The organism is Streptomyces canus (assembly GCF_041435015.1).
In the GTDB taxonomy this organism is placed as follows: domain Bacteria; phylum Actinomycetota; class Actinomycetes; order Streptomycetales; family Streptomycetaceae; genus Streptomyces; species Streptomyces canus_G.
On the sequence record NZ_CP107989.1, the window covers coordinates 1,794,594 to 1,806,785 of the forward strand.

The following is a 12,192-nucleotide window of genomic DNA, read 5'->3' on the forward strand; positions in this document are numbered from 1 at the left end:
CGTGCCACAGCGTGGCGTCATGGACGGAATTCCCCTGCCACACGAAGGAGAACGACGGCATGCTGACTTCCGTCAAGGACGGAGCGTGGACGGTGGGAGCGGCTCCCGGAGCGCTGCCGGTGCTCGGTCACTCGCGCCAACTGCGTCAAGATCCCCTGGGTTTCCTCAGTTCCCTGCACGAATACGGCGACATCGTCGCGATCCGCATGGGGCCCGTACCGCTCAACGTCCTGTGCCGCCACGACCTCGCGCACCATCTGCTGGTCGAGCGCTCCAAGGACTTCGGCCGGGGCGGTCCCTTCCTCGAGAGGTCCCGCACGATCATGGGCAACGGCCTGGCCACGTCGACCGGGCCGGAGCACATGCGGCAGCGCAGAATGTCACAGCCTGCCTTCCACTCCCAGCACATAAAGTCGTACATGCGGGTCATGCAGGAGGAAGCGGACGCCATGACCGGCGGCTGGCGGCCCGGTCAGGAGGTCGACATCGTCAAGGAGATACACGATCTCACCACCCGGGTGACGCTGCGCTGCTTCTTCACCATGTCGACCACCGGGTCCGAGTCGGCCGGGACCGTCAACCAGGCGGCGGACTCGCTGGACCGGTTGACGGCCGGCATGTACAAGCAGATGACAGCGCCCCTGGCGATCCTCGGGAAGCTGCCCACCGCCGCGAACCGGCGATACCAGGAGGCGGTGCGCCAGTTCGACGAGACGGTCGACAGGATCATCGCCGACCAGCGCAGCACCACGACCCGCGACGACCTGCTCGGTCTGCTGATGTCGGCCCAGGACGACGAAACCGGTGCCACGTTCAGCAACGAGGAACTGCACGACCAGGTCATCACCTTCCTGGCCGCCGGCATCGACACCACCGCCAACACCCTCGCCTGGGCTCTGGGTCTGATCTCGCAGTATCCGGACGTGCAGCAGAAGTTCCAGGCCGAGATCGACTCCCTGCTCGACGGCGAGGACGTGTCGTACGACAACATCCGCTCGCTGACGTACATCAACGCGATCCTCGACGAGACGCTGCGCCTCTACCCTCCGCTGTGGATGCTGACCCGCCGGGCGCTGCGCGACACCACGCTGGGCCCGCACCGCTTCCCGGAGGGCACCCAGTTCGCGGTCAGCCCGTATGCCCTCCAGCGCGACCCCCGCGTGTTCGAGGAGCCCGAACTGTTCGACCCCGAGCGGCGCCAGCGGCAGCCCGACCTTCCGCGTAGCTCGTTCATCCCGTTCGGGGCGGGCGTGCACAAGTGCATCGGCGACGCGTTCGCCATCACCGAGTCCACCATCGCACTGGCCACGATCGGGCGGCGCTGGCACCTGCGCCTCGCGCCGGAGAGCAACCCGCTCAAGCCGCAGACGGAGATGACGCTGGGCCCCGCGTCGGTGCGCGTGACCCCCGTTCCCCGGGCGGCGTGAGCCGCCGCACCCGCCCCGCGGCGGCGCTACCCACGCAGCGCGGTCCTGGCCCAGGCGGCGACCTGAGCCCGTGACTCGATGTTCAGTTCGCTACGCAGACGAGCCAGGTGGGTGGCCACCGTCCGCGGGGACACGCCCAGCCGATTGGCGATCTGGCTGTTCGTAAGCCCTTCCGCCACGAACAGCGCGATGTCCAGTTTCCTCGCGGACAGCACACCGGTGCGTTGCTCCTCCGCGGTCTCGTGCGGCCAGGTCGCGCCCAGCGCGAAGGCCCGCGCGAGCCGCGGGGAGAGGGTGACCGCCACCCTTCGGATCCGCTGCACCTCAGCCGGCTGCTGCCGACCCACGAACGCCTGCAGCTGGCGCTCCACTTCGTCGTCCAGCCACATCTGCTCGGTCACCCTGCCCTGTTCACTCATGGCACGGGCCAGCTCCGCGAGCCGCAGCGCCCGCAGCCGGTCCCCGTCGGCCACGACGGCCGCGGCCAGCCGGCTGAGTGGCCGGTGCAGCAGTCCGGCGTCGTCCGGCAGCCTGCGCAGCAGCTCTTCGGCGTGGGCCGCGGCCCTGGCGGACTCTCCCGCGGCCAGGGCGATGTCGGTCGCGACGTCGAAAGCCTGTACTGCGCCCGCCTCGTCGTACTCGGGCAGGGACCCCAGCACATCGGAGATCGTCCGGGAGGCCTGGTCCAGGTCGCCCGCGGCCATGCTCGTGATGGCCAGATGCTCAAGACAGGCGGCTTCGTCGAGGACACCGCCGTACTCCCGCACAATGGCCAGGGCCTGCTGCGCCGTGGCCTCCGCAGCCGCGTGCTGCCCGATCCGACGCAGGCAGGAGGCCAGGGCGAGAAGCGCGCGGGCCCGTACGGTCCGGTACTCGCACTCGCGCCGGCCACGGGTGCCATCAGCGGTGTGACGCTCCCCGATCAGCTCGGCCGCGCGCGAGGCGTAGGTGACCGCGTCGATCAGGAAGCCACCGGCCAGTTTGACCTCGGCGAGTTCCGTCATCAGGACCGAACGGTCGGCGCAGTCGGCCGCCATGTGCAGGGCCCGCTCCCCCAGACGTCCGATCAGGGCGTGCTCACCCCTGGCCCGCAGCGCCCTGGTGAGTGCGGCGACCAGCACCACGTGCCGCTCGTCGTCGGCGCGGGCCGTCCACTCGACGGCGCTGAGGAGGTGCTGGTGCACCTGGCAGACCCTGGACAGCAGTTCCCGGGGCACGGTGATGCGCTCCACCACCGGTTGACACAGGTCCACCAGCCAGTCGATCAGCAGGTCGCGGGTGGTCTCCGCCTCCCCGGCCTCCTCCAGCAGCTCACCCGCGTATCTGCGTACCGAACCGTACTGGCGCAGCTCCGTCCCGTTCGGCGAGTCCACCGTGGCCACCAGCAGGGACTTGGCCCGAAGCTGGGTGAGGAGTTGTGCACTGTGCTGGGTGGACGGCGCGTCCTGGCCGCATACCGCCATGGCCAGGTCCAGGTCGAACGGCCCGGAAAGCACCGACAGCCGACGGAACACGGCCTGCTCGGCGGCGCTCAGCCGGTCGTAACTGGAAGCGAACGCCGACAGGAAACTACTGTGCCGGTCGCTCGCGGTGCGGCTTCCGACGGTCAGTACCTTCGCCGACTGCCGGACCCGGGTCAACAGCTCGGTGACCGTCAACAGGCCGACCCAGTGGGCGGCAAACTCGATCAGTAGGGGCAGTCCGTCCAACTCGACGCAGAGTTCGGCGACGGCGGCAGCGTTGTCGTGGCTCAGTGCGAAGTTCGGGTTGCCCGACGAGGCCCGCTCCACGAAGAGTTGGCCCGCCTCGGAACGCAGCAGCGCCTTGGGGGTGCTCGCGGTCGGCGCGGGCAGGGACAGCGGGTCGAGCCCGAGCACGGTCTCGCAGGGGATGCGGAACGCCTCCCGGCTGGTCGCCAGTATCCGCAGCCCGGGGCAGCGGGACAACAGCGTCTCCAGAAAACTGGCGTAACGTTCCACCACCTCCTCGCAGTTGTCGAGCACCAGCAGCACCTGCTGAGCGCCGAGTGCCGCGAACAGTGACTGCTCGTCATCGTGGTCCGCCCCAGGGGCGAGTGCCGTGGTCAGGAGGCCCGGAAACCGCTCGGTGCCGCCTCGTCCGTCCAGGTCGAGCCAGACCACCACCGCGCCGTCGCCGGACGACGCCTCGACGTGCTGCATGGCGAGCCGGCTCTTGCCCACGCCCGGTGCCCCCGTCACCGTCAGAAGCCGCTTGCCGGACAGGGTCCTGAGACGCTCCAGTTCCCCGGCCCGGCCGGTGAACTTGTCCAGGCGGACGGGAAAGGTGGTGGCGCCGAGCGGCCGCGGGTGAGCGGTCGACCGCTCCGTGGCGGCCAGTCTTCGCCGGTAGGCCCGCTGCCGGCACGCGTTGGAGCAGTACTGCTTGTGTGTTCTGGTGCGCCGCGTGGACGGTACGACGATACGAGATTCACAGATGACGCAGTAGATTGCCGATACTCCCAAGGATCGCGCTCCTCTTCGTCTGTTCCCTTCGCGGTACAGCGGGCGTCCAGGAACGGTGCTCCCACGGCGCGGACGAGGACTACATCTGCAGCGCGCCTCCGGAGAAGGGGCCGTCTCCCGCCGACGAGACCGTCTCCTGGGCCGACTCGGCGATCACGTGACGCGGAATGCCGCAGGGGCTCTGGGCGGCCACCCAGGCGGCGAGCTGGGTGCGTGAGTGGATGCCGAGTTTGGCGTAGATCCTCTTCGTGTGGGACGCCACGGTGCTCTCGGCTATCTGCAGGTAATCGGCGATCCGCCGGTTGCTCAGCCCCTGGGCGATCAGCATCGCGATCTCGTGCTCCCGCCTGGTCAGGGCCGACGACTCCGGGACCGACAGCCGGTCTGCGCTGCCCAGCGCATAGCTGATGAGCTGCTGGTCGGTGCACGCCTGGGCGGTCTGCCGGATGTCATCGGCCTCCTCGGCCGTCAGGTGCGCGGTGGCGACGAAGCGCGCGTCCGCGAGCTTTCCTTCCCACCACCGGGGGACGCGGGTCGACTCGCCCGCTCCGTTGCGGAACCTCTCGTAGGCGGTCAGCAGCACCAGGCAGCGGCTCGGCTGTCCCCGGAGCAGCGCGATGAGGGCAAGGCCGCCGATGGGATAGAAGCAGCTCGGGCCGGAGGAGTGGAAAATGCCGACCGCGGTCCGCATGTGGTCCTCGGCGGCGTCCAGGGCGCCCGTGGCGAGATCACTGGCTCCCGCCACGAAGCAGTAGCTGGCGTACTGAAACGGCTCGGCCTGCTGTTCGAAGGACGGGGTGGTGACGGATATCGCGGCGCACGCTTCGGCATTCTCGCCGACGCCGAGCAGGAACCAGGCGTAGATGTGCGAGCACAGGGAGAGGCTGAAGTCGTCGTTCAGCTGCCTCGCCAGAGCGATGGACTCCTCGAAGCACCGGCGCGCCGAATCGTCGTCCTCCAGCCGTACGTAGACGCAGGCGAGCGACGTGAGCGCGCGGACGAGCACAGAGCTCGCGCCCGCGGCACGGGCCGCGACCACCGCGTCCAGCGCGACGTCCAGATACTCGTCCGACTGGTCGTCCCGGTGAGTGAGCCACAGCCCCCACAACAGTAGGTCGCTGCGGTAAGGCGACCGCGGGCTGCGGCGCAACGCCCTGTCGACGAGGCGCCGGCCGGCCTCCTGCCGACCGTTGTGCAGCCAGAGGTTGGCCAGCAGAACCACCATCAGGTCATGCCGGTCGTCGTGACGCGTGCGCCAGGTCCACTCGACGGTCCGTACGAGATAGTCCACGCGGTCGACAAACCATTCGTTCTGCTCGCGGGAGAGCATGTAGGCGTGGGTCAGCCGACGGACGTGGTCCCATATCCAGTCCACCAGGCGGCTGTTGGCGGCGACCAACTCTCCGCATTCCGCAAGACGTGCGGCGCCGTACTCGACCGTGCTCTCGGGCCACCTGAACCGGCTCTTCTCGGAGTCGCTGCGCACCCGTTGTATCAGTCCTCTGAACTCCAGCACGTCCAGCGCACCCACCACGTCCATCGCATCGAGCCGGTTGTCGTGGCAGACCACGACAGCCGCTTCGGCGTCGAGTTCGGGGCCCAGCACCGACAGTCTCCGGAACACCGCACGTTCGTCCGGTGTGAGGTGCTGGTAGTGCTGGTCGAGCGGCGATCCCGCCGGGTGGCCGGCCGGGGCCCAGGCCCCCGAGTCATCGGCCGCCGAGTGCGCATCCCAACGGCGTGCGGCCTGGACACCGCCGCTCGTGCTCGCGTACTCCATCCGTCCTTCCCCCGTTTTCTGTGTGAGCGGTTCCGCAGACACCACTCCACTAGGTATGTCCGCTCGCGCTCAGCGGATCACAGGTCCCGCAAGGGATCCTCGCGGGTTCGCAGTCCGTCCAGCAGCAGACGCAGCAGCCGGTCGGCGTGTTCCTCCCTGTCCGGCGCCCGCTCTGCGGCTACCGCGATGGCGTGGGTGAACGTGATCAGGTCCGAGACCTCCAGGTCCGGGTGGAATGAGCCGTCTTCCTTGACCCGCTCCAGCAAAGGGGTGGCCGCCGCGTCGAGCGTTTCCCGGCAGTAGCGGAACAGCTCGGAGCCGCCGTCCTTGTTGTCCGAGGCGAGCGCCGCGGCGAGCCCGCGCCGCATCGTCAGCCGGATGAGGCTGCGAAGCCAGACGACGATGCCCTCGACCGGCGACTCGGCCGTGAGGAGGCTTTCGGCCTCCTTGCACAGCGCGTCGATCCGTCCCCAGAACACCGCCGCGAGCAGGGCGTCGCGGCTGGCGAAGTGACGGTAGAGCGTGCCAGAGCCGAGCCCGGCCCGGCGGACGACGTCGTCCAGCGGCACCTCCGTGCCCCGTTCCTCGAACAAGTCGTCCGCCGCGGCCACCAGACGGTCGTAGTTCCGCCGGGCATCCATCCTGGTCGGGCGGGAGGGCAAGCTCGGCGGAGCCGGTCTCGAGTGCTGCATCAAGCCTCCATGTTGCAATGCGGAGAGTATCCCCCGTATCGTACTCGCTACACCCGGAGAGAACTCCCCGCTTTTTTGGCCGGGCACTCCGACCTGAACAGGCCGTCATCCGTTCGCGAGCATCGGCTCGCCGAAGGAGGCTCCGAACCTTGTCCAGCACCGCACCCCCCGGCCAGGACGCGAAGACCCCCGCGCACCGCGGCGCCATCCTGACCGTCATCCTCTGTGTCCAACTCCTCAGCGCCATCGACATCACCGTCATGAACATGGCCCTGCCGAAGATCCAGCACGCCCTGGACGTCTCCCCCACCGGGCTGTCCTGGGTGCTCAACGCCTACACCCTGGTGTACGGCGGATTCCTGCTGCTCGGCGGCCGCATGGGCGACATCCTCGGTAACCGCAGGGCGCTGATGACCGGCGTCGCGCTCTTCACGCTGGCCTCCTTCGCCGGAGGCTGCGCCCAGGAAACCTGGTGGCTGCTCGCCGCTCGGGCCCTGCAGGGCCTGGGCGCGGCTCTGGCACTGCCGTCCACCCTGGCGCTGATCGTGAGGACGTTCACCGGCCAGGAGGAGCGCACCAAGGCCCTCGGCATCTCCGTCATGGCCTCCGGTATCGGCTCCACCGGCGGCCTGCTCCTCGGCGGCGTCCTGACGGACCTCGCCTCATGGCGATGGGTGCTGTTCATCAACGTGCCCATCGGCGTCGCGGTGCTCGCCCTGGCACCGCGGCTGATCCCTGCGGCCGAGCCCCAAGGCGGCCGGTTCGACGGAGCCGGCGCGCTGCTCGGCACCGCGGGCATGAGCGCGCTGGTGTACGGCTTCGTCCACGCCGCCGACAAAGGCTGGTCCAACGCCCTCACGGTGGGTTCCTTCGTCGCAGGCGTCGTACTGCTCGGCCTGCTCGTGCTGGTGGAGTCCCGGCATTCCCAGCCGGTCCTGAACCTGGGCCTGTTCACCCACCGCAACCGAGCCGGCGGCTTCCTCGTCTTCGTCTGCTCCGGCGGCGCGATGTTCGGGATGTTCTTCTTCCTGACCCAGTTCGTGCAGAACGTACTCGACATGAATCCGATCGAGGCGGGACTCGCCTTCCTGCCGATGTCCCTCGGCATGGTGGTGGTGCCGAGGACGCTGACCCCGAAGATCGTCAAGCGTTACAGCCCGAAGACCTCCATGACGACCGGATTGCTGATGGTCGCCGCCGCAATGGTGTGGCTGACACAGATCTCGGCGTCGACCGGGTACTTCAGCGGCATCATGCTCCCGATGCTCCTGGCGGGAGCCGGTGTCGGCCTGCTCAACGCGCCGCTCGCCGCGACCATCCTCGCGGACGTCCCGCCGAAGGAGGCGGGCGGTGCGTCGGGCGCGCTGCAGACGGTCGGCATGATCGGTGGTTCGATCGGTACCGCGGTCCTGGTCACGATCTTCGGCAACGCCCTGCGCGGGCACGGCGGCGGGACGACCAAGGCCGCCCTGGCGGACAGCATCGCGACCACGTGCGTGGGCGGGCTGGCGTTCGCGGTCGTGGGACTGCTCCTGGTGCTGGCCGTCATCCGCACACCCAAGCCGGAGCCGGCCGGCCAGCGACAGGCCGTCGGCGCCGCCTGACGACACGAAAAGGAGGGAGTCGGGAAGCGGAGGTAAATCCGCTTCCCGACTCCCTCTTCCCGCCGGAACCGTCCGGTCGACTCAGTCGGATTCCGGGAAGACCCAGCGCGTCGCCGTGTTGAAAAACGGCGCGTTCCACCCCAGCACCTTGGTCGGCGTCACCTTGAATCCGGGACCGCCATAACCTTCCGGGGTGAAAACACCCTCGTCGGTGGCGACCGTTTCATGACTGAAGTGCTCCCGATAATTGTCCGATATCACCTGGAGCTTATCTTTTCCGTACAGCCTTTCACACCGGCCTTCCACGATGACCACCTCATCACCGCTCTCGGTGTGTACGGTGACATTGTTGTCCGCCTCCATGTACTCCACGGAGCGATTCGTCGTCGAGAACCACAGACCGCCCTGGATCCAGAACCCCCAGACGGGCCGGGTGTGCGGACGACCGTCCAGGGCCTTGGTGGTCAGCCAGAAGTTCTTCGACTCCCGCAGCCGTTTGTGCGCCCACTCCCAGTCCAGCTGCGGCCCGGTGGCCGTGTAGCTGAATATCCAGGCAGGCTCCGTGACCGGCTCACGGTCCACACGCAGCAAATCCGGGTTGGTCATCGGAATTGCCACCTCCATTCCGTCTAGGCAGGGACGCGTCACGTTCGTCTCCACGCTAGCGGTGTGGCTGTCCGCTACAACCCCTAAGAAGCCACAGTGCGGCGCCCTCCCTGTACGGTTTTCCATCTCTGAATCCGGATGACTTTCGCCCGGCAGCTCGAAAAGCTACGATGGCGGAGCTCCATCGGATTTCCGCGGCGCGGCATTTGGCCAGCGGTCATCCGTCCCGGCGCCGACTCGCAGGTTTCACTCCTGCCGTACGAGTCGGTCGGCCGCCGCGTTCACGGCACGCCCGGGCGGCGCGGCACCAGAGCGGTGCGGGAAGGACAGGGCCATCCCCCGAGCCCCCTCCTTCCCGCACCGCGCCACTTGCCGAAACACAGCGGCCATCGCGCGCTCAGTCCTCGCGGTCGACCCACTCCAAAGCCATCGCGCGGACAACGTCGAGAGCCGAGGTGTCAGCGTCGGCATCGTCGTACGCGGCGGCGAGTTGGAGAAAGGCCGCCGCGAATCCGCCGGTCACCAGAGCGATCCGCTCCTGTGCCCTGCCTACGGTGATCGCCGCGGCCTCCTCCGCCGACACTCCCGCGGGCAACTCCCCGTCAAGACGGGCGAGCTCGTCCATCAGCAGCGACAACCGGTCCAGCTCACCGTCCCACGGCTCCTCGGGCATCAGGGTCAGCGCCAGGATTCCCGCGACCAGCCGCCAGATATCGTTCTTCTTCATGCAGAGCATGGTGCCCGCCCCGTCCTCGCGTGCCGCAGGCAACTGCTCCTTCAAGCGTCCGACGCAGCCGACGCCTAGAACCGTCGTTGATCAATTTTCCAGATCCCGCTGACGACAAGGGCCGCTCGACCTGCGCGAGCGATGCCACCGATCCGACCCGAAGTCGAGACAGTGCGCTGCAGGGCACAGCCATCGGTGTCCAAGTTCGGCCAGAGCGGGTCGGCGAAAAGACACGCCGTACATGTACTTCTGGGGCATCCATCGACAGATGGACATCACATTTGCAATGAAGCGGACATCTTTGGGCGATTACCATACGCAGTGAGTAGTCGCCCTCGCTGTCACCTTCTCCAGCTAACCCACTCTGGCGACTAGGAGCTGACAGGACAGGGCTCTGACCAGCCTCTTTACGAAAGTCCTTCCGCCTGGCAGAAGCCGCCTTGCCGAGCCGATACAAGCCTCACCACCCTGATTCCAACCACGGCACGCGGGGCGACGGCGCCCCGCCGACAGGGACGGGAAGCCCATGCCTCACACGACCGCCTTCGCCAGGAACCAGTGGTACGTCGCCGCCTACAGCCATGAGGTCGGGCGCGAGGAGTTGCTCGGCCGGACGATCCTCGGTGAGCCGCTCGTGTTCTACCGGACCGAGGAGGACGGGACGCCCGTCGCGCTCGCCGACCGGTGTGTGCACCGCAGGTTCCCGCTGCACGAGAAGCCCAGTCGGCTCGACGGCGACCGGCTCGTGTGCGGGTACCACGGGTTCACGTACGACACGACGGGCACCTGCGTGTACGTGCCGGGCCAGAAGCGCGTACCGCGCACCGCGCGCGTTGCCTCCTACCCCGTCGTCGAGTTGGACTCCCTGATCTGGGTGTGGATCGGCGACCCGGCCCTCGCCGATGCCGACACCATCCCGCGGGCCAGGCACCTCGACTCCCCCGGCTGGGTCACCGTCCGCGGCATGGAACCGATCGACGCCGACTACGGCCTGCTGGTCGACAACCTCCTCGACCTCTCCCACGAGACCTATCTGCACGGCGGCTACATCGGCACCCCCGAGGTCGCCGAGACGCCGATCACCACGGAGGTCGACGAGGGCGCGGGCATCGTGCGGGTGAGCCGGCACATGGACGACGCCGCGTGCCCGCCCTTCTACGCCAAGTCCACCGGCATCAGCGGCCGGATCACGCGCTGGCAGGACATCGAGTACCACGCGCCCTGTCTGTATCTGCTGCACAGCCGCATCGCGCCGGTCGGCGTGCTTCCCGAGGCCGACGGCAGCGATCCGAACGGCTTCCACACCGAGATCACGTACGCCATCACCCCGTCCAGCGACGGTCACGTGTACGACTTCTGGATGGTCTCGCGCGACTGGGCGACCGAGGACGCCGAGGTGACCGAGTTCCTGCGGGGCAACAACCACACCGTCGTCATGCAGGACGTCGACGCGCTCAACCTGCTGCAGCGGACGCTCGGTACCGAGCGCACCGGCTACCAGGAGCTGAGCATCAACATCGACACCGGCGGTCTCGCCGCCCGCCGTATCCTCGCCCGTTTGGTCGAGGAGGGCGACAAGCCCGTGGAGAAGATCCTGTGAGTGCCGGACCCACCGGGGAGATCTACCGCATCGACTGGCTACCGGGCACCGACGTCCTGCACGGCACCTGTCACTGCGGGCGCGAGCACACCTCGCAGGACCCGATCGAGATGTGGGAGTGGATGCTCGCCCATCCCCAGGGACACGAGCCGCCCTCACACGAGCCGCAAGGAAACAGTTCATGAGTGACGCGTACGAAGCCGAACTCGTCGTCGACCGCAGGGACTCGGCGGCCGACGGCGTGCTCGCCCTCACCCTGCGCCACCCGCTGGGCGAACAGCTCCCGCAGTGGGAGCCCGGCGCCCACATCGACGTGGTGCTCGGCCCCGGCCTGGAGCGGCAGTACTCCCTGTGCGGCGACCCGGCCGACCGGACCTCCTGGCGGATCGCCGTGCTGCGCGAGCCCGTGGGACGCGGCGGATCCGCCCATGTGCACGAGCAGTTGGGGCAGGGAGACAAGGTCAGGGTGCGCGGTCTGCGCAACCACTTCGCCCTGCGGCCCGCACCCCGCTACCGCTTCATCGCGGGCGGAATCGGCATCACCCCGATCCTCCCGATGCTCGCGGCGGCGGAGGCCGAGGGCGCGGAGTGGACCCTGCTGTACGGCGGACGGACCCGCGAATCCATGGCGTTCACCGAGGAGTTGAGCCGCTACGGCGATCGGGTCACCGTCGCCCCCCAGGACGAGACCGGCCTCCTGGACCTGCCGTCGGTGCTCGACGGCGCCCCCGAGGGAACCCTCGTCTACTGCTGTGGGCCCGGCCCGCTGCTCGACGCGGTGGAGGAGCGCTGCCCGGCCGGGCTGCTGCACGTGGAGCGGTTCACGCCGAAGGAGCAACCGGCCGCGGAGAACACGGAGTTCGAGGTCGAGCTGGCACAGACCGGCACGACGGTCACCGTCGCCCCGGACGTCTCCGTGCTCGACGCCGTGCGCGCCTCGGGTGTAGAGGTGCTGTTCTCGTGCACCGAGGGCACCTGCGGCACCTGTGAGACCGACGTCCTCGACGGCACCCCGGACCACCGGGACTCGGTGCTCACGGACGAGGAGCGAGAGGCCGGGGAGACGATGATGATCTGCGTGTCCCGGTGTCGTGGGAAGAAGCTGGTCCTGGACCTGTAGCCATCACGGGGATGTTGCCCCCCTCGCCGCCCCGGTCCCGCACCGGGGCGGCGATCGAGCGCAGCCCCTCCATAAATGTCAACAATATTGTCAGCCAAAGGCATTGACCCCACCCCCGCCAGCCCCATACCTTTCGCGCTGAGCACCACTGTG

The 12,192-nt window shown here is 68.5% G+C and carries 10 protein-coding genes; 5 read left to right on the forward strand and 5 right to left on the reverse strand.

Features of this window, described 5'->3' with window-relative positions:
* The first annotated feature begins 59 nt into the window (after nt 1-59).
* A complete protein-coding gene (locus OG841_RS08150; protein ID WP_371564239.1) occupies nt 60-1,427 on the forward strand; it encodes a cytochrome P450 in 1,368 nt (455 codons plus the stop codon).
* Nucleotides 1,428-1,453: 26 nt separating this feature from the next.
* On the opposite strand, the gene OG841_RS08155 is transcribed toward OG841_RS08150, so the two are convergent.
* The 3 genes from OG841_RS08155 to OG841_RS08165 all read right to left on the reverse strand — a co-directional run bounded on the left by OG841_RS08155 (nt 1,454) and on the right by OG841_RS08165 (nt 6,382).
* Nucleotides 1,454-3,910 (reverse strand): ATP-binding protein, encoded by a 2,457-nt coding sequence (locus OG841_RS08155; RefSeq protein WP_371564241.1) that lies wholly within the window; start codon nt 3,908-3,910, stop codon nt 1,454-1,456.
* Between the two features lie 79 nt (nt 3,911-3,989).
* Nucleotides 3,990-5,690, reverse strand: coding sequence for a response regulator transcription factor (locus OG841_RS08160; RefSeq protein WP_371564242.1), 1,701 nt, complete (start codon nt 5,688-5,690; stop codon nt 3,990-3,992).
* Nucleotides 5,691-5,767: 77 nt separating this feature from the next.
* Nucleotides 5,768-6,382, reverse strand: a complete 615-nt coding sequence (locus OG841_RS08165) for a TetR/AcrR family transcriptional regulator (protein ID WP_371564244.1) — start codon at nt 6,380-6,382, stop codon at nt 5,768-5,770.
* A 149-nt stretch (nt 6,383-6,531) separates the two neighbouring features.
* Between OG841_RS08165 and OG841_RS08170 the strand changes: the two genes are divergently transcribed.
* The gene (locus OG841_RS08170) at nt 6,532-7,986 is read left to right on the forward strand and encodes an MFS transporter (RefSeq protein WP_365123842.1); all 1,455 of its coding nucleotides are present in this window, start codon (nt 6,532-6,534) and stop codon (nt 7,984-7,986) included.
* Nucleotides 7,987-8,067: 81 nt separating this feature from the next.
* Here the strand turns inward: OG841_RS08170 and OG841_RS08175 are convergent, their stop codons facing one another.
* Together OG841_RS08175 and OG841_RS08180 are read right to left on the reverse strand one after the other, a co-directional pair.
* Nucleotides 8,068-8,592 (reverse strand): pyridoxamine 5'-phosphate oxidase family protein, encoded by a 525-nt coding sequence (locus tag OG841_RS08175; RefSeq protein WP_328642049.1) that lies wholly within the window; start codon nt 8,590-8,592, stop codon nt 8,068-8,070.
* A 397-nt stretch (nt 8,593-8,989) separates the two neighbouring features.
* Complete coding sequence (locus OG841_RS08180) at nt 8,990-9,319, reverse strand: hypothetical protein (protein WP_365122308.1); 330 nt, start codon at nt 9,317-9,319, stop codon at nt 8,990-8,992.
* Between the two features lie 526 nt (nt 9,320-9,845).
* Between OG841_RS08180 and OG841_RS08185 the strand changes: the two genes are divergently transcribed.
* From OG841_RS08185 to OG841_RS08195, 3 genes are read left to right on the forward strand one after another with little or no spacing between them, the layout of a single operon-like run.
* Nucleotides 9,846-10,919 carry an aromatic ring-hydroxylating dioxygenase subunit alpha gene (locus tag OG841_RS08185; protein ID WP_328642047.1) on the forward strand — a complete coding sequence of 358 codons (1,074 nt, stop codon included), beginning with the start codon at nt 9,846-9,848 and terminating at the stop codon, nt 10,917-10,919.
* Entirely contained in the window at nt 10,916-11,104 is a 189-nt protein-coding gene (locus OG841_RS08190; protein ID WP_057610121.1) for a hypothetical protein, read from the forward strand. Before OG841_RS08185 ends, OG841_RS08190 begins: the two co-directional genes overlap by 4 nt.
* Complete coding sequence (locus tag OG841_RS08195; RefSeq protein WP_371564248.1) at nt 11,101-12,039, forward strand: PDR/VanB family oxidoreductase; 939 nt, start codon at nt 11,101-11,103, stop codon at nt 12,037-12,039. The genes OG841_RS08190 and OG841_RS08195 overlap by 4 nt, the downstream gene beginning before the upstream one ends.
* Nucleotides 12,040-12,192: the final 153 nt, after the last annotated feature.

What these genes read in the sequence shown, in the direction of transcription:
- OG841_RS08150 (WP_371564239.1), top strand. Translation starts at nt 60, where the DNA reads ATGCTGACTTCCGTCAAGGACGGAGCGTGGACGGTGGGAGCGGCTCCC.
- OG841_RS08160 (WP_371564242.1), bottom strand. Translation starts at nt 5,690, where the DNA reads ATGGAGTACGCGAGCACGAGCGGCGGTGTCCAGGCCGCACGCCGTTGG.
- OG841_RS08165 (WP_371564244.1), bottom strand. Translation starts at nt 6,382, where the DNA reads ATGCAGCACTCGAGACCGGCTCCGCCGAGCTTGCCCTCCCGCCCGACC.
- OG841_RS08175 (WP_328642049.1), bottom strand. Translation starts at nt 8,592, where the DNA reads ATGACCAACCCGGATTTGCTGCGTGTGGACCGTGAGCCGGTCACGGAG.
- OG841_RS08180 (WP_365122308.1), bottom strand. Translation starts at nt 9,319, where the DNA reads ATGAAGAAGAACGATATCTGGCGGCTGGTCGCGGGAATCCTGGCGCTG.
- OG841_RS08185 (WP_328642047.1), top strand. Translation starts at nt 9,846, where the DNA reads ATGCCTCACACGACCGCCTTCGCCAGGAACCAGTGGTACGTCGCCGCC.
- OG841_RS08195 (WP_371564248.1), top strand. Translation starts at nt 11,101, where the DNA reads ATGAGTGACGCGTACGAAGCCGAACTCGTCGTCGACCGCAGGGACTCG.